Genomic DNA, 15,737 nt, shown 5'->3' with positions numbered 1-15,737 from the left:
AAATCATAAGATGGAAGCAAGAAATGAAAAAGGGTAGAATGAAAGAGCGGGATTTTTCATCTTTTAGGGGGATTCGTATGATTATTTTGGAGCAATACATACAGCTGTGGCTCCAGTATGGAAAAGGGAGAACAGAGGGAGAGAAATTAGAAATATCATTACAACATATATCAGAAACATTGTTTTGCACGGATCGTAATAGTAAATTTATTATAAAAAAATTAGAAGAACTGAATTGGATTTGTTGGTTCCCTGGCCGCGGGAGAGGGAATCGATCAAAGTTATCGTTTCGAAAACATCCTATTTCTTTAATTTTAGAAAAGGGGAAAGAAATAACGAAACAAGGGGATGTAAAAGGCGGAAAAGCATTTGTTGAGCAGTATAGCCCCTATTTCTCTTCATTGAAACAGCAATTTCAAAATTGGATCGATTCCATATTTGGTTATCAAATTGAAATGACTTCTCAAGGCAGAAAAGATGTACTTCGTTTACAAGTTGAAATGAAGCTCAGTATTTCTTTGGATCCTGTATACGCTACTATGCGTTCGGAGTGTCATATGGTGAAACATGTTTATGACACACTTATATATGTTAACGAAGACACAAATACAGTAGAACCGAGACTCGCATTTCACTGGGAATATAATGGTAATCAAAAAGTATGGACTTTCTATTTACGTAAAGGTGTTCCATTTCATAACGGGAGACGATTTACTGCTCATGATGTTGTTCATACATTTAATAGGTTTATACATAAGGAGAATAATCCGCATTTGTGGATGTTACAACATATTGAAAGAATGCATATTGTAGATGAATATATTGTGGAAATTCACTTGCATACAGAAAATAAGTTATTTTTATATGGTTTAAGTGCAGAACAGTGTTCTATTGTAATGGAAGATGAAGAATGCAACTTAATTGGAACGGGACCGTTTAAACTGTGTGCAAATAATGATGCTATTTTTGTATTAGAAGCCCATGATCTGTATTTTCGTGAACGGCCCTTTCTGGATCGGATTGAATTATGGAATGTGCCACAAAGTATAGATACATATGATGTTTTAGTAAAAGCGCAACATAATGACATAGAAAAGCATTATAAAGAACTTTCTAAACTGGAATCTAATGTAACATACATAACGTTAAATATTGACAAACAAGGCCCTATGCAAGATGTTACATTTCGAAAAGCATTATATAAAATTATTCATAGTCATGAAATAGTTGAAGAGTTAGAGGGAGAGCGTGGTGAAGTGGCGAAGAATTTAGTATTAACGAATGGCTCTATACCAAAATTAGAAGAGGATATTCATATTCTTATTAAAAATAGTGATTATAGTAATGAAGTATTATATTTATATACATTTAAAGAACGGGATCACGTCGAAGATGCACATTGGATTCAAAAAGAATGTGCCCAATATGGGATTAACATTGGCATAAAATTTCTTGATGCACAAGAATTATTACAGGTTAAAACGATACAGCAGGCAGATATTATTCATGACAGTGCTACAATTAGCGAACAGACAGAAGGTAGTTTGCTGTATATGTTTCTTTCCAAAAACAGCTTTATTCATCAACATAGTTTTCTTGATTTCAATGAACAATTACGGCCGTATTTTATGGAATCTAGTTTGGAGAAACGAATCACACTGTTACGCGATATCGAGGACACATTGTTACGTAACATTCATATTATTCCTTTATATCGCAATAAACAACACATAAGTACACATGAAAAAGTGCAAAATATAATGATTAATTCACAGGGCTGGATTGATTTTTATAATATATGGTTTAAACCTTAATAAATAAGGGTTCTTTCGATTTTTAATAAAATTTGAAAGGGCCTTTTTTGTATGGAATCAAAGTTCGATTTTGAAGAGTGTTACGCACATTTTTATAAATACCTATTTACTGCGTAACAGTGTTATGTTACATTATTATTAGGAAGGAGTGTTATACAGTTGAGTACGGATTTAATTTCAAAAAAGGATTTATTGGAACTGACTGGTATTTCATATGGACAGTTATATAGGTGGAAAAGAAAAAATTTAATACCGGAAGATTGGTTTGTAAGGAAATCGACTTTTACGGGCCAAGAAACATTTTTTCCGAAAGAAAAGATATTAGATCGTATTGATAAAATTCAAACGATGAAAGAGGATTTGTCTCTTGATGAATTAGCAAATATGTTTTCGCCAAGCGTCACAGAAATTTACTTAACAAAAGAAGATGTAATACGTAAAGGGATTGCTTCAGAACCGGTTATACAATTCTATATAGAACAAACGAATAAATCAGCAGAGTTTCAATTTGTTGATATTCTTTATGTATACATTTTAGAAGAACTGCTTCAATCCGGAGAAATTAGTTTAGAAGAGGGTAAGATGATTTTACAAGTGCTGCGTGAGCATTATGAAATCATCAAACAAAAGAATGGTGAATTAGTTGTAGTTCGTAAGTTAGGTATTTCTACATGTTTCTTAGTTTCAAATGTAGATGATTTATTTTTTGAAAAAGGAACGAAGATAGTCGTACGTACAACAATCATGAATTATACAGAAGCATTAAAAACAAAACTGATGTAGTGGAGGATAAATAATGCGTACAGAAAATTTAATTATAAATGGTTACGGTTCTTCAAATGGTGGAGAGTTCCATAAAGTGCAGTTAAACGGAAAAGGAACTGTTAATGGACATATTGACTGTGATGATTTTGAATGTAACGGGTCAGGCAATGTAAACGGCGATATAAAAAGTGAGCGTACAAGAATTAGTGGCTCTGGTAAAGTTGATGGTAAAGTAAAAACTGAAAATATGCGAATCGATGGAAAAGCAACCATAACAAAAGATGTAAGTGCTAGTACTATGAAGATTTCTGGTAAAGGGACAATTGGTGGTACTTTGACTGGAGAAGAATTGAAGATTCGCGGGCAAGCGACTATAGATGGTAATTGCGAAGTGGATGTTTTTTCATCACAAGGACAATTTACAATCGGCGGTTTACTGAGTGCGGATGAAATTGATATTGATATTCATGGTACATGTAGAGCGAAAGAGATAGGTGGACAAACGATTAAAGTAAGGCAGAGATTGTCTGCATTTAGTAGACTTTTTAAAACAATGTTTGGATCGCAGTTAGAAGCTGAATTATTAGAAGGCGACAATATAGATATTGACCACGTACAAATCAATACAGTAAGAGGAAACAATGTTACGGTGGGGCCAAATTGTGAGATTGGACTTATTGAATATACAGGGATACTTCATGTCGATAAAAATGCAAAAGTAAAAGAAATTCAGCAAGTTTAATTTTTGCGGGAGAGAGGAATGAATATGGAAAATCAGCATAGTCTCACTTTAAATGGCTCGGGCAGTTCATCAGGCGGGGCTTATAATAAAGTGAAGATTCGAGGAGAAGGAACAATTTCTAATCACGTTAGTTGTAATGAGTTTAAAGCATACGGAGCAAGTCATGTCCATGGTGATATGAAGGCAAAGGCCTATGTTGTGTATGGAGATAGCGAAGTGCAAGGAAGTTTACACGCTGAATATGTGAAAGTGTACGGTAATACAAAAGTACAGAATGATTGTCACATTGACAAAGCAAAAGTTCGAGGAATGTTTGAAGCGAATGGTAAGCTGTCTGGAAATTTTGTGGATATTAACGGTGGATTGACTGTAAAAGGAGACATTGAGGTCGAAGAATTTTTATTAACAGGTGGCCTTGAAAGTGAAGGGCTTTTAAATGCTGAAAATATTCAGATTGCACTGCGTTATGAAGGAAGTAAAGTGAGAGAAATAGGAGGGAAAAAGATTACTGTACGAAAAAAGGCTAGATTTATTCCTTTTGCAAATCGCATTGGTAACCTTCAAACATCAATTGTTGAAGGGGACGACATCTACTTAGAACATACAATAGCTGAAATAGTAAGAGGAAACAATGTTACTATTGGCCCTGGGTGTGAAATAAGTGTTGTTGAATATCATACTAGTTTTAATCAAAAAGGGAAATCGATTGTAAAAGAATATAAACGAGTATAGGTGCAAGGTCACAAATTCCGTCACAAAATAAAAACCCCTCTTTTTAGGTGAGAGAGAGCATCTGGTCATGCATAGAAGCGGTCAGGGCTTTTTTTTGCCACATGCGAAGTAAAAACAGAAAGAGCTCTTTTCAAATTTAGAAAGGAGCTTTTTCATATGTACCGATACGAATTAACCTTCGATAATTTCGTATTCTTCGTCTGCTAATAATAAAATTTGTGTTTTTTTGCCTTTATTTTGAACTTCAATTACATCGTATGTACCTAGGTCTCTTAATTTATTTTGAGAAGCGTTAACCATTACTTCGATAGAATCAATTAAGATATCTTCTTCTATGTATGATTCAGGCAAAGCCATATCCTCAGTATCTAATACACATGCATATAGATTTTGTAAATTATCAGCAGTTGGGTTTTGTTCTTCAACATCAATGATGTTTTTTACTGCTTCCATACTTTCTTCTTTTGCTTGATACACTTTAATTTTAGCCATTATTTCAATCTCCTTTATAACGTAATCGTAGAGGCTACAATTTATTATAACGTTTTTTAATGGAAAGATGAAATTGTTATGTGGATTTTTGGAGAATTTGATATATTTTTTATGTTTTTCTCTCGAAATATGTTGAATGGAAGCGTTACGAATACATAGTAACGGAATATGATGAAAAGGGAAATACAGCGACTATTAAGTTCACTGCTAAAAAACTTGAAATTCAATACATTTTTACGTGTGTATGTATTTGATGAAACAGATAGTGAGGGATATAAAGGAATCTCATTTTATAGATTGAAAGGCAGCATGTACAATTTGTGCATGCTGCCTTTGTTTGTGGAAAAGCAATTTGTATAGAATGAAGTAAGACTTTGAAAGTAATTACAATTTAAATAATAAAACATTCTTATCGTATTCCTGTAAACACCAATTGTATTTATGTAAAATATTTGGGTGAACAGTTTCATGCGCAGCATGAACTTCTTTAAAGCCATATTTTTTATAGAAAGCTTCAAGTTCTTCAAAAGGGATACAATAAACATGTGGTACCTGTAATTGCTTTGCAGTTTGGACTAAAAAAGAAACTAGTTCTCCCGCTAATTTATAACCTCTATATTTTGGAAGTATGTAAATACCACCCATTTCAATTGTTTGTTCATCAATATAAACTAAACGTCCTAATCCAGCTTGTTCGCCGTTGTATGTAATAATTGCGACTTTATCTTGTTTTAAATCGCTCGGAACAAATCCTACAGACGTATATTGATCATTAATCCACTCTAAATCTTCTAATGTAGCAAATTGAATTCCCATAACATTATCCCCCTTGTAAAACTCTGATATTCTATATTATATATAGAAGCATGTGAATTGTAATGGAACTTAAGGGTGTTTATTTGCGGGAGATTTACAAAAGTAATTATTGAGTTGAAATGAATTTCTGAACATTTCGAGCATAGAATATAGAATACTTTCTCTTTCTTCATTCTTGTTTTACGTATATAATTTAAAGGTAAATGTTCTTATTTTAGTATACTTATAACAGAATAGAGGTTTAAAAATGAGCGTTAAAATCATTACGGATAGTGCGGCTGACTTACCGAAAGAATTGCTGCAAGCTTATGATATAGATTTAATTCCACTTCGTGTATATGACGAGGCAGAAACAGAGTATTTAGATGGAGTGACATTAGAATCAGTTCAATTGTTGCAAAAAATGAGAGAAGGCGAAGTATATAAAACATCATTACCATCATTAGAAACATTCCAAGAAAAATTCATTACATATGCAAAGCAAGGTACACCTTGTATATATTTAGCTTTCTCATCTGAGCTTTCTGGTACATATCAATCTTCAGTTGTTATTAAAGAAGAAGTACAAGAAACATATGCAGATTTCGATTTAGAAATTATTAATACGAAATGTGCTTCACTTGGTCAAGGTTGGGTTGTACTAGAAGCAGCAAAAATGGCTAAAGATGGTGCATCAAAAGAAGAAATCTTGAACCGTATTGCTTTTCTAACAAAACATATGGAGCATATCTTTACTGTAGCTGACTTGCAGTATTTAGTAAGAGGCGGACGTTTAAGTAAGGTAGCTGGGTTTATTGGAGGTTTATTAAATATTAAGCCGATTTTAAATGTTGATGAAGGCCAGCTTGTACCACTCGAAAAAATAAGAGGTAGAAAGAAAGTTCTAGGCCGAATTGTCGATATAATGGAAGAGCGAGGAAAAGAACTTAAAGGTCAAACAATTGGCATTACACACGGTGATGATTTAGAAACTGCGAATGCATTAAAAGCATTAATCACTGAAAGATTTGGATGTGAAGTGTTTATTATAAATACAATTGGATCAGCAATTGGTGCACATACAGGACCGGGCGTTTTAGCATTGTTCTTCTTAAATGAAGTAGAGTAAAGGATTGATCTTTTGGATCAATCCTTTTTTAGTGCCATGTAGCTACTAGTGATGAAATCATTTTTACAAAATATCAACATAACCGTAATCCAGTTATTGATCATCCTGAATGGGTAAATGAAATTTGAAAATAAACAAGTAAAGTCATAGTTTGATAAAAACTTAAAGTAGAAAGGGGTGGTCATAAGGACCACTCCTTTCTTATGTCTATTCTACAATAATTGGTCTGTAAGGGATTGGTGAGGAGAGTATCATAGAGGTTTTTACTGTACCAAAGGGGATTACAATATCGATTAATGATTCTAATTCTTTCATTGATTGCACAGCTACTCTTAAGTAATAGCTACTTTCTCCTGTTACTCGGTGACATTCAAGTATTCTATGTTCGTTATATACTTTTTCTTCGAATTTTTTACATGGAATGTTTAAGTTCTCTATTCTTAAAAACGCTTGAATTCCTTTATCAACTGCATCTAGGGAAATACGTGCTGTATATTTTTCGATTATTCCCGCATCATGTAATCGTTTTATTCTTTCGGTAACACTCGGACGACTAAGATGTAAATGTTCAGTCATTTCTTTAATTGTCATTCTGGCATCTTCTTGTAAAAGTAAAATTATCTTTTTATCGATTGCATCCATAACGTATACTCCTTTATGAAACTGAAAATAAATAACTAAAATAACTTCATAATATAAAGTTCCGAAGAAATTTATGTTCATTTTTGAATACAAAATAGATTGATAACTTTCTATAATTTAAATATAAATGGAGGTGCTTAGAATGTCTAATGATTTTAAAGAAACGATTTCTATTGGAAAGGGTACCGCTTTATATGTGGGAGCTGTTTTAGGATCAGGAATTCTTATTTTGCCAGGTATGACAGCGAGTATAGCAGGGGGAAATGCTATTATTTCTTGGTTCTTAATGATTTTTCTCAGTATTCCGCTTGCGTTTACTTTTGCATTTTTGTCTATTGAGTATCCTAGTGCAGGTGGAATTGCAACATTTTCTGAAAAAGCTTTTGGAAAAAATGTTGGGGCTATAATAGGATGGTGTTTTTTTATTGCTGGAAGTGTTGGGCAAATTATCGTGTCTCTAACAGGCGGGGTGTATATTGCTAAGGTCTTCAATTTGCCTGTTTATTTTGCATATGTGCTAGCCATTCTTATATTAAGTATAGCTATTTGCTCAAATTTCTTCGGGTTCAGAATGGGTGGAGTCTTCCAAGTATGTATAGGTGTCTTAACTTTTCTTCTCTTACTCGTAACAATTGTTTGCTCCATACCTGCTATTGAAATGAAGAATATGAACGTGAACGTTTCAGTAAATGAATTACAACCTATTTTACATGCTTCATTATTAATATTTTGGTCTTTCTTTGGGTGGGAGGCCATTTCAAGTTTAGCACCTGAATTTAAATCTCCAAGAAAAAGAAATATTATTTTTTCTACAGGGATTGCTATTGTCATTATTGGTGTTTTATATTTTGGAATTGCCATTTCAGTAATCGGGACAGGATCATATTCTATAGAGTCTGATAATAGTACTGCCCTTGTAATCGTTATAAAAAACGCGTTAGGTGACCAATCTTCATGGTTAGTTGGATTCGTGGCTTTTATGATTTGTTTAGGTACAACGAATGCATTCGTTGCAAGTATGAGTCGGCTTGGTTATTCTCTAGGAAAAGAAGGGTTTGCACCTAATTATCTTGGTTATTTGAATAAAAAAAGTAATACACCGACGCATGCTTTAATGACAGTAGGATTCATCGCAGTAACAGGGATTTTCATAAGTTTTATTTTTCACATTGGCTTAGATAAAATAGTACTAATCCCTAATTCATTAGGAATTGTTACATATATAGTGGGTACTGCAGCGGGAATAAAGCTGATAAAGAATAGAATAGGAAAAATTTTTTCTGTAACAGCATTTACATGCTGTGTTGTGGTATACCCTTTTATTGGGGGATTAATTGCTATTCCAATAGCAGTAGGATTAACATGCTTAATCTATCTATACATTAAAAGTAAAAAGAAACACATTCATAATCTATAATGAGTGCTAGGTTTGTATAACTTCTAGCTAAGTTTTGTAGAAGTTAGAATATTTAAAGATATGAAAATTATTTCGATTCATATATAATTAGCTAATGAATGCATTATTGTAACTATCTGTAAAAACAGGAGGATATAAAATGAACCAAATCATCGATCATCCAACTCGGTGGGAATTGGAAAGACTATATCCTAAAGCAAACGATCCTATGCTTTCTACAGAAATAGAAATTATTAAGCAATTAATAGAAACATATAAAGAAGTTCGAGACTCAGAAACTCTTTCAAAAATTATACAAATTCTTGTCTGAGACTGGAAATCATTCAGTTGAAGAGTTGGTGAAACAATACTTTCACATCGAACTTGCTGATAATGAGTTTTGGAAGAACGCATTGTTTCAAATAAATAAGGATGTTGATGAGTATTTACAATTTGTGAAAGAGGAAGTTTAAGTCATTTATCCCGTAAAAGCCCGATTGGTGATGGAAGTTTCACTTTATTATAAAAGAACACATAGAGGAAGTGTATGTAAGAAATGGAGCAACAGTACATAAAGGGTATACCATTTTGCAGCTTAGAATATATCAAAGTAATAAGTCTATTAAAAGGCTGGTTAACTGAAAAGAGAAATAAACCAAAGTTTATCGTTACGGCGAATCCTGAAATTGTAATGAGCGCTAACCAGACTTCAGCTGAATCTGTACGTTTCAAGAAAATTTTACTATCCGCTGATTTAATAACGGCTGATGGAATAGGTGTTATACTTGGTTCTGAAATTTTGAACGGAAGATTGAAAGAACGTGTTACAGGTGCCGACTTAGCTCATGATTTAATAGAGTATTGTAATCAAGAGGGATACCGTGTGTTTCTTTTTGGTGCTGCACCAGAAAGTAATGAGAAAGCGTTAGAAAATTTAAAGACACGTTTCCCGCATGCTATTTTTAAAGGACAGCATGGCTTTATAAATAATGAGGAGATAGAAGAGGTTAAAGATCAAATTCAACAATTTCAACCACACTTATTATTAGTGGGATTAGGATCACCTAAACAGGAAATGTTTATTTATGAAAATCTTCAAAAGTTAAACGTACCTTTATCCATTGGCATAGGGGGAATGATTGATATTTTCTCTGGTACAGTAAAAAGAGCGCCGAAGATTATGAGGGATACTGGGACAGAATGGTTATATAGATTAATAACACAGCCTAAAAGAATAAGAAGGCAACTTGTACTTCCAAAATTTTTAATATCAGTTATGGCAGAGAGGGTTAGAAAGATAGCAAGTTAATTTTCAAATGAAAATTGATGAAATCAAGGTATAAAGGGGTATGAAATACTATGGAGGCAATCTCCTCTGAAAAGGCTGCAGTTATTTTTGAAGATTTAAAGGAAGAGTGTGAGTATTTATTTAGATTTAAAGTTCAAAAATCAACACCTATTATTCGTGGGTGGTTAAATTTAAAGTGGAAAATTGAAACTGATGATGGAGTCTATTTATTAAAACAATACAATAAAGATAGATACAAGCTATACAATCCAAATCTCTTATTACAAGCATTACAGCAGCAACAACGATTACATAAGAGCGGTGTACGATGTCCGAGACTGTTAACTTATGAGAATGATATTTTACATACTTCAAAATCTAATGAGAGATTTATAGTGATGGAATATAAGAAAGGGCAAACGCTTCAACCGGGAAAAGTAAATATAAAGCAAATGAATGATCTTGGTCAAATGATAGGTAAAATGCATAGACTACTAAACGATGGTTCTTTCATGAGTGAACAAACTACTCATTTTATTTTACCAACTCAAGAGGAACAATTACTTCACTGGAAAAGTATGATTAAAGAAGCAGAAAAGCTGGGAAAAGAAGAGACCATCCCTTTTATTAAGTTACAACAAGAAGTGACTAAAATTATAGTTATAGAAGTATTTCATACAAGCATACAAGGTTGGGTTCATCGGGACTTGTGGGTTGATAACTTACTATTTGATAATGATAATTTATCGGCCATACTTGATTTTGATCGAATGGGCTATGATTATTTAGATTTAGATGTTGCTCGTGCTGTTATATCGTGTGCGTTAGATGATAAGAAACTCAATATTGAACTTGTTTCGTCCTTTTTAAATGGATATCGCACGGAATTAAGCTTTCCAACGGGGGGGATTGTTCGAGCGATTCAAATGCTATGGTATATGGAAAGTAAGTGGTGGATTCATGCAAATATGGATAAGCATAGTGTACCGCCTACGCGTTTTGCAGAGGAAATGATATGGATAGCTGAAAATTATCAAGAACTACATAATATGCTTGCTCATATATAACAGGGAGAGGGGAATTAGTTATATGAATAGAATTGGTATTATCGGCGCTATGCAAATTGAAATAGACCTGCTTTTAGAAAAACTACATATTCATGAGGAATACACAATTGCAAAAATGCCTTTTTATAAAGGGATTTTTAAAGACAAAGAGATTATTATCACTCGCTGTGGGATTGGGAAAGTCAATGCAGCTTCGTGTGCACAAATTTTAATAGATAAATTTGAAGTGGATTGTATAATTAACACAGGCGTTGCGGGAGGTTTACATCCTGACGTTAAAGTCGGTGACCTGGTCATTTCTACGAATGTTACACATCATGATGTGGCTAAAAATCAAATGAAGAACTTGTTTCCATTCCAAGAAACATTTATTGCAAATGAGGAATTAAAAGAACTTGCACGAAAAGCATGTCATGCTAGTGACTTAGAAATAAGTGTTCATGAGGGAAGAATCGTAAGTGGAGAATGCTTTGTTGAAGATACAAAACAAAAAGAGAGGTTACTTAATGAATATGCGCCTCACTGTACTGAAATGGAAGGGTCCGCAATTGGACATGTTGCCTTTATGAATGATATACCATTTCTTGTAATTAGATGCATTTCTGATAGTGCGGATGATGAAGCTACTATTTCATATGAAAATTTCGCTAAAATTGCAGCGAATCACTCTTCAGAAGTTATCATGCAAATGATTAAGAATATGACAGGTGAAATAATAGTTTGATGTGCTTTAAAAGAAGGGCTTCTTTTATGAAAACGGGTTAGGTAAAAATATCCATTTAAAAAGAGGTGCAATTAGCACCTCTTTTGCATTTATTTTAGCAATTAAATTAGCACCTAAATTGGTGAACTTTTGATAATATCAGTTTATCACTAATTTGTCCTAACGGTTTCTTGGAGTTTTTCCATTACCCTTGATAAAGCTAAAATTGAATTTGTTGTTTCAAATTCTTCAACATCTAAGGAATGGTTTGCATTTTGGACAACATCAATCTTTAAATTTGATTTACTTAATTGGTCAATTTGATTTGAATTGTAATGAGGGTCTTTATCCCCGATAACTAAAAGCCCTTGATGATGGCTATTCAAGATTGAGTCAAAAATCGAATCAGACTTTATGAGAGGGGTCAGTAAAATCATTTTTGACTTTAAGAACTCATCTCTCTTCATTAAGTCATTCGCAATTGGAATTGTTCCGAGTGATTTTCCTAAAAAAATCGAATTGTTGTATTGCCCATTTTTTAAAACATCTAAAATCACAGGATTAATATCATCCATCATTATTTTGGTTAGTTCTTCAATAGTTTTTTTCATTGTTTGCTCATCGTAGGAGTAATGGATATGGACAATATCGATTTTGTTTTGGAGCATTACCATCGTCGAATAATAAAACAAGGGTTTATCGTAATTGTAACCTGAACCTGAAAACATAAAGCAAATCGTTTTGGAACCCTTTTCTATATGTGTATAACGAATCGCTTTGTCGTTTGTTTGTATCTCTTTTTTATTTCCTTTCATCATTTTCCCCTCCGAAACTTTTGTAATATTATAGCATAAATTACCAATTATTTTATAAATAAATTACATCCTTAATAAAAGGTTCAAATCGTATGTGATTTGAATCTAAAATTGATAATCTAATTTTGTTTTTGTACTCTTAAACCGAACTCTTGTTCTTATTCCATCTGGATTTATGGTATAATTATCTAAATCTATTATTGAAATGAGGCATTGAATTAATGGGGGAAAATAAAATTATTAATAATTTCAAAGAATATTCATCTTGGTTAATTACATTGAAAGATATGGAAGAAGAATTTTGGACTACGCCAATATCTGAAGGGAAGTGGACTGTTGGGGAGATAATATCTCATATTATGAACTGGGATGAATATCTGTTATCTAAAATACTTCCATTGGTGAGGGAGGGAAAGGGTATGGAGTTTCCTGATTTTGATACTTATAATAAAATAGCATCTGATTATGCGAAATCAGGTATATCCCCAATAAAACTTCTTGAAGAAGCAAAAGATAAAAGGGAACTACTTGTAAAAGAGCTTAGTGTGATGCCATTTGACAAATTAAATGAACATTTAACTGCCAATGGAGTATCTCATTGTCCCCATACAGGAATACCTTATTCTCTTTTATACATTATTAAAGAATTTATAGACCATGATAATCATCACAAAAGGCAGATTATACAATTTTTAAATGAAAATAATATTAAAAAATCCTGATTTACAGTTGATTAGAAAAAGATCCTATAGATGATACTCTATGGGATCTTTCTTTGTGTAATTACATAACTTTCAAATGTTTTAATAAATGTTCAGGATGACCTTGTACATAATAAAAATGTGGATTGTTTTCATCATCATAAATCATAATATAGGGTTTTTCGTTAAGGGGAAGGAGTACAAGAACTTCATCTATAGTTGTATGTATCCATTGATTTGTAATGCTCACAGGTTTAGACAAAGGGATTTTTACCATATGTCCAGTTTTAGGGACAACGTTTATATTTTTAAATGCTCCAGTAATTGATTTTGCATATTGTATCGCTTCTTTTTGAATTTCTGCATTTGGAGATTGCTTTTGGATAACTATTTCCTTTTGACAATCAAACACTTCAATTTGTTTATTTGTTTCTGCGAACACATTTGTTGACAATAAGAATGAGAGCAGAAAAACAAATCCTATTTTTTTTAACATGGGACAACACCTCGTATTTACTATACCCTCAAATCCTAATGGTATACCAAACTGGATTCCACTCACAATTGCTGATCATGAAACAAAATGTAATCGAAAAGCAGTGGGGGATAAAGGAACATTTTTTGGGCTATTTCAATTACATCGAGATGGATTAGCATATGCACAATTATGAGAAGACACTTTAAAGGATTTAAAAATGACTATAACAATAGCGATTTCAAGTATAGTACAGGTATATAAACGTGGGACTATAGAAGCCATATTAATATAAGAAAGATGAAAAAGTAGAAAAGCATTTTCAATTAGAGAAATGCTCTTCTGTATGTTATAGTATAATAGCATCTAAGGTTAATATTATTTCTGTATATTTTTAATCTTATTGTATAGTATTTTTATATTAAATAATCAATTGAAACTATTTTTTTATATAAGGAGTAATAATTAGTATATGAAAAATGTGGATTTTATACTAGAAAGTGATGAAACGTTAAAGCCATCGGAACGATTGGTACTATTATTATTAGAAAAACATAGGATGTTATATACAAATGATTTACTAGCACTATCGAATTTATCTTACAAAACATTAACGGATTCATTGACAGCACTTGTAATAAAATCATATGTATTAAAAGATACAGGAAAAGGAAGAAAACAAAATTGTTATAGATTAATGTAATAGGAAGATCAGCTATAAATGAGTGCAATTCAAATGCTTTTTACATATGTAAGGAGAAAGGTGTTTTATCTTTATGTATGTAAAAAGCATATCTAGAAGTAGTGTTTTTAGTATTAAAAAAATGAGCTATCACATTTAGGAATGATGGTTCACTAAGGTCGTATGGTATAGTTAGTAGCGTTTTAGAAAAAAATATTTTTGTTTAAATCAGAAAAATGAAAAAATAAATAATTATAAAAATGAATTCCTAAAACGATTAACTTATTAAAAGTGAACCGTTTTTGTATTAGGAAAATGAATTATCGATAGCGGATGAATGTTATTAAAATAATATTATTATGTAAACTTCTTTATTTGAAAAAGAATCGAACAAAACCAGCAGTGAAGCTTTTACAACTGCTGGTTTTGTTTTAAAGTTTTGTTATATATGTTAATTCTTTATCCGATAGGAGCGGGCGAATGGAAGCAGTTGCATTTTCTTTCGCTTGTATTTCGGTTTTTGCACCAGGAATTGCAACAGATACTGCTGGATGTGAGAGCACATAGCGAAGTGCGAGTTGCCCTAGACTGCGGTTTTCGCTAGAAAGTAATCTTAGTTTCTCTACCTTTTGCAAATCTTCCTGAAACCATATTTCTCTTGGCCATTCTTGACGTAAATCACCATCAGGGAATGTTGTTTGCTTTGTGAACTTCCCTGTTAATATTCCCATTTTTAATGGACCACGTATGACAGCTCCTAAATTTTTTTCTTGTAAATAAGGTAATATATCTTCTTCTGGCTTTCGATTTAGTATATTATAGTCGAGCTGTACAACATCAATTTCATCGTTTCTATTAAAGTTTTTTATATATTGTAAATCATGTGTAGAAACACCGACAGCTCTTACTTTCCCATCTCGTTTTAATATTTCAAATGCGCGAAGGAACGCTTCTGTTTCTTCTTTTTTGTCCCACCAAATATGACAAAAGTAAACATCAATATAATCTGTTTGCAGGCGAAGTAAGCTAGTTTCAAAGACGGCGATTACTTTTTCGGCTGTATTATAAACAGGTTCTCCGTCAGGATCATAGTGATGACCAATTAATCCGCCCTTTGTAGAAAGGATAATATCATTTCGATGCTCTTTTATTGCTTGTGCGACTAATTTTTCACTATGCCCTAAACCATATACATCAGCGGTATCAATAAAGTTTATTCCGCATTCTAATGCCTTTTTCATTGCGGTAATAGAATGTTCATCATTTACAGGTCCCCATTCGTCACCGCCAATTGCCCAGGCGCCAAATCCAATTTCAGAAACGGTTATACCTGTTTTTCCTAATGTGCGATAATGCATATATTTCCCTTCCTTATAAGCAATTTATACTAAACTATTCAATTGGAGGAGTAATGTGTGGAGAAGATTGTACTAGGCGTGATTTGACATTTGGAGGAGGGAACAGCATAAAGTATGATTTTACAGCACAAAAAATAAAAT

The 15,737-nt window shown here is 32.6% G+C and carries 18 protein-coding genes and 2 pseudogenes; 14 read left to right on the top strand and 6 right to left on the bottom strand.

From position 1 onward, the window contains the following. Positions 1-23 precede the first annotated feature (23 nt). From ACIQ7L_RS01715 to ACIQ7L_RS01700, 4 genes are all read left to right on the top strand, one after another. Positions 24-1,814, top strand: coding sequence for an SgrR family transcriptional regulator (locus ACIQ7L_RS01715; RefSeq protein WP_400565904.1), 1,791 nt, complete (start codon positions 24-26; stop codon positions 1,812-1,814). 159 nt (positions 1,815-1,973) lie between these two features. Beyond that, on the top strand, positions 1,974-2,597 hold the full coding sequence (locus ACIQ7L_RS01710) for a YhbD family protein (RefSeq protein WP_400565902.1): 624 nt from the start codon (positions 1,974-1,976) through the stop codon (positions 2,595-2,597). 13 nt (positions 2,598-2,610) lie between these two features. Further along, entirely contained in the window at positions 2,611-3,321 is a 711-nt protein-coding gene (locus ACIQ7L_RS01705; RefSeq protein ID WP_400565900.1) for a polymer-forming cytoskeletal protein, read from the top strand. Between the two features lie 24 nt (positions 3,322-3,345). Then, on the top strand, positions 3,346-4,053 hold the full coding sequence (locus ACIQ7L_RS01700; RefSeq protein ID WP_400566325.1) for a cytoplasmic protein: 708 nt from the start codon (positions 3,346-3,348) through the stop codon (positions 4,051-4,053). A gap of 171 nt (positions 4,054-4,224) precedes the next feature. Here ACIQ7L_RS01700 and ACIQ7L_RS01695 read toward each other — a convergent pair whose 3' ends face one another. Both ACIQ7L_RS01695 and ACIQ7L_RS01690 read right to left on the bottom strand, forming a co-directional pair. Then, positions 4,225-4,545 (bottom strand): hypothetical protein, encoded by a 321-nt coding sequence (locus ACIQ7L_RS01695; RefSeq protein ID WP_097898245.1) that lies wholly within the window; start codon positions 4,543-4,545, stop codon positions 4,225-4,227. 384 nt (positions 4,546-4,929) lie between these two features. Beyond that, the gene (locus ACIQ7L_RS01690; protein WP_400565898.1) at positions 4,930-5,361 is read right to left on the bottom strand and encodes a GNAT family N-acetyltransferase; all 432 of its coding nucleotides are present in this window, start codon (positions 5,359-5,361) and stop codon (positions 4,930-4,932) included. 247 nt (positions 5,362-5,608) lie between these two features. On the opposite strand from ACIQ7L_RS01690, the gene ACIQ7L_RS01685 reads away from it, so the two are divergent. Together ACIQ7L_RS01685 and ACIQ7L_RS01680 are read left to right on the top strand one after the other, a co-directional pair. Further along, positions 5,609-6,469: a DegV family protein gene (locus tag ACIQ7L_RS01685; RefSeq protein WP_400565895.1), complete on the top strand. Its 861-nt coding sequence runs from the start codon at positions 5,609-5,611 to the stop codon at positions 6,467-6,469. A 50-nt stretch (positions 6,470-6,519) separates the two neighbouring features. Beyond that, positions 6,520-6,597 (top strand): annotated as a pseudogene (locus tag ACIQ7L_RS01680) (ribonuclease); the annotation flags it as partial. A 79-nt stretch (positions 6,598-6,676) separates the two neighbouring features. Here the strand turns inward: ACIQ7L_RS01680 and ACIQ7L_RS01675 are convergent. Continuing rightward, on the bottom strand, positions 6,677-7,111 hold the full coding sequence (locus tag ACIQ7L_RS01675; protein ID WP_400565893.1) for an Lrp/AsnC family transcriptional regulator: 435 nt from the start codon (positions 7,109-7,111) through the stop codon (positions 6,677-6,679). A gap of 142 nt (positions 7,112-7,253) precedes the next feature. Here ACIQ7L_RS01675 and ACIQ7L_RS01670 point away from each other — a divergent pair, with 142 nt between their 5' ends. The 5 genes from ACIQ7L_RS01670 to ACIQ7L_RS01650 all read left to right on the top strand — a co-directional run bounded on the left by ACIQ7L_RS01670 (position 7,254) and on the right by ACIQ7L_RS01650 (position 11,586). Next, the gene (locus ACIQ7L_RS01670) at positions 7,254-8,528 is read left to right on the top strand and encodes an APC family permease (RefSeq protein ID WP_400565890.1); all 1,275 of its coding nucleotides are present in this window, start codon (positions 7,254-7,256) and stop codon (positions 8,526-8,528) included. 139 nt (positions 8,529-8,667) lie between these two features. After that, the gene (locus tag ACIQ7L_RS01665) at positions 8,668-8,838 is read left to right on the top strand and encodes a hypothetical protein (RefSeq protein WP_400565887.1); all 171 of its coding nucleotides are present in this window, start codon (positions 8,668-8,670) and stop codon (positions 8,836-8,838) included. A 225-nt stretch (positions 8,839-9,063) separates the two neighbouring features. Then, a complete protein-coding gene (locus ACIQ7L_RS01660; RefSeq protein ID WP_400565885.1) occupies positions 9,064-9,816 on the top strand; it encodes a WecB/TagA/CpsF family glycosyltransferase in 753 nt (250 codons plus the stop codon). Between the two features lie 50 nt (positions 9,817-9,866). Then, on the top strand, positions 9,867-10,862 hold the full coding sequence (locus ACIQ7L_RS01655) for a phosphotransferase (RefSeq protein WP_400565884.1): 996 nt from the start codon (positions 9,867-9,869) through the stop codon (positions 10,860-10,862). A gap of 22 nt (positions 10,863-10,884) precedes the next feature. Then, a complete protein-coding gene (locus tag ACIQ7L_RS01650) occupies positions 10,885-11,586 on the top strand; it encodes a 5'-methylthioadenosine/adenosylhomocysteine nucleosidase (protein WP_400565883.1) in 702 nt (233 codons plus the stop codon). Between the two features lie 149 nt (positions 11,587-11,735). Here ACIQ7L_RS01650 and ACIQ7L_RS01645 read toward each other — a convergent pair whose 3' ends face one another. Further along, complete coding sequence (locus tag ACIQ7L_RS01645) at positions 11,736-12,380, bottom strand: alpha/beta family hydrolase (RefSeq protein ID WP_400565882.1); 645 nt, start codon at positions 12,378-12,380, stop codon at positions 11,736-11,738. Between the two features lie 221 nt (positions 12,381-12,601). On the opposite strand from ACIQ7L_RS01645, the gene ACIQ7L_RS01640 reads away from it, so the two are divergent. After that, a complete protein-coding gene (locus tag ACIQ7L_RS01640) occupies positions 12,602-13,102 on the top strand; it encodes a DinB family protein (RefSeq protein ID WP_400565881.1) in 501 nt (166 codons plus the stop codon). A gap of 61 nt (positions 13,103-13,163) precedes the next feature. On the opposite strand, the gene ACIQ7L_RS01635 is transcribed toward ACIQ7L_RS01640, so the two are convergent. Beyond that, complete coding sequence (locus ACIQ7L_RS01635; RefSeq protein WP_400565878.1) at positions 13,164-13,577, bottom strand: hypothetical protein; 414 nt, start codon at positions 13,575-13,577, stop codon at positions 13,164-13,166. On the opposite strand from ACIQ7L_RS01635, the pseudogene ACIQ7L_RS01630 reads away from it, so the two are divergent. Next, positions 13,576-13,827 (top strand): annotated as a pseudogene (locus ACIQ7L_RS01630) (invasion protein); the annotation flags it as partial. The gene ACIQ7L_RS01635 and the pseudogene ACIQ7L_RS01630 overlap by 2 nt on opposite strands. Positions 13,828-14,028: 201 nt before the next feature. Further along, the gene (locus ACIQ7L_RS01625) at positions 14,029-14,259 is read left to right on the top strand and encodes a hypothetical protein (protein WP_097898252.1); all 231 of its coding nucleotides are present in this window, start codon (positions 14,029-14,031) and stop codon (positions 14,257-14,259) included. Between the two features lie 410 nt (positions 14,260-14,669). Here the strand turns inward: ACIQ7L_RS01625 and ACIQ7L_RS01620 are convergent, their stop codons facing one another. After that, the gene (locus tag ACIQ7L_RS01620; protein ID WP_400565876.1) at positions 14,670-15,596 is read right to left on the bottom strand and encodes an aldo/keto reductase; all 927 of its coding nucleotides are present in this window, start codon (positions 15,594-15,596) and stop codon (positions 14,670-14,672) included. Between the last annotated feature and the right edge of the window lie 141 nt (positions 15,597-15,737).

The sequence above is a fragment of the Bacillus sp. NPDC094106 genome, assembly GCF_044764345.1.
Taxonomy (GTDB): Bacteria; Bacillota; Bacilli; order Bacillales; family Bacillaceae_G; genus Bacillus_A.
The sequence above is the reverse complement of the archived record's forward strand: the minus strand, read 5'-3'. Positions and strand labels throughout refer to the sequence as shown.

Bases quoted from the DNA above. Each gene is read 5' to 3' on its own strand.
- ACIQ7L_RS01640 (WP_400565881.1), top strand. From the start codon at position 12,602: ATGGGGGAAAATAAAATTATTAATAATTTCAAAGAATATTCATCTTGG.
- ACIQ7L_RS01645 (WP_400565882.1), bottom strand. From the start codon at position 12,380: ATGAAAGGAAATAAAAAAGAGATACAAACAAACGACAAAGCGATTCGT.
- ACIQ7L_RS01715 (WP_400565904.1), top strand. From the start codon at position 24: ATGAAAAAGGGTAGAATGAAAGAGCGGGATTTTTCATCTTTTAGGGGG.
- ACIQ7L_RS01660 (WP_400565885.1), top strand. From the start codon at position 9,064: ATGGAGCAACAGTACATAAAGGGTATACCATTTTGCAGCTTAGAATAT.
- ACIQ7L_RS01635 (WP_400565878.1), bottom strand. From the start codon at position 13,577: ATGTTAAAAAAAATAGGATTTGTTTTTCTGCTCTCATTCTTATTGTCA.
- ACIQ7L_RS01620 (WP_400565876.1), bottom strand. From the start codon at position 15,596: ATGCATTATCGCACATTAGGAAAAACAGGTATAACCGTTTCTGAAATT.
- ACIQ7L_RS01670 (WP_400565890.1), top strand. From the start codon at position 7,254: ATGTCTAATGATTTTAAAGAAACGATTTCTATTGGAAAGGGTACCGCT.
- ACIQ7L_RS01655 (WP_400565884.1), top strand. From the start codon at position 9,867: ATGGAGGCAATCTCCTCTGAAAAGGCTGCAGTTATTTTTGAAGATTTA.
- ACIQ7L_RS01705 (WP_400565900.1), top strand. From the start codon at position 2,611: ATGCGTACAGAAAATTTAATTATAAATGGTTACGGTTCTTCAAATGGT.
- ACIQ7L_RS01665 (WP_400565887.1), top strand. From the start codon at position 8,668: ATGAACCAAATCATCGATCATCCAACTCGGTGGGAATTGGAAAGACTA.
- ACIQ7L_RS01650 (WP_400565883.1), top strand. From the start codon at position 10,885: ATGAATAGAATTGGTATTATCGGCGCTATGCAAATTGAAATAGACCTG.
- ACIQ7L_RS01675 (WP_400565893.1), bottom strand. From the start codon at position 7,111: ATGGATGCAATCGATAAAAAGATAATTTTACTTTTACAAGAAGATGCC.
- ACIQ7L_RS01700 (WP_400566325.1), top strand. From the start codon at position 3,346: ATGGAAAATCAGCATAGTCTCACTTTAAATGGCTCGGGCAGTTCATCA.
- ACIQ7L_RS01685 (WP_400565895.1), top strand. From the start codon at position 5,609: ATGAGCGTTAAAATCATTACGGATAGTGCGGCTGACTTACCGAAAGAA.
- ACIQ7L_RS01695 (WP_097898245.1), bottom strand. From the start codon at position 4,545: ATGGCTAAAATTAAAGTGTATCAAGCAAAAGAAGAAAGTATGGAAGCA.
- ACIQ7L_RS01690 (WP_400565898.1), bottom strand. From the start codon at position 5,361: ATGGGAATTCAATTTGCTACATTAGAAGATTTAGAGTGGATTAATGAT.
- ACIQ7L_RS01625 (WP_097898252.1), top strand. From the start codon at position 14,029: ATGAAAAATGTGGATTTTATACTAGAAAGTGATGAAACGTTAAAGCCA.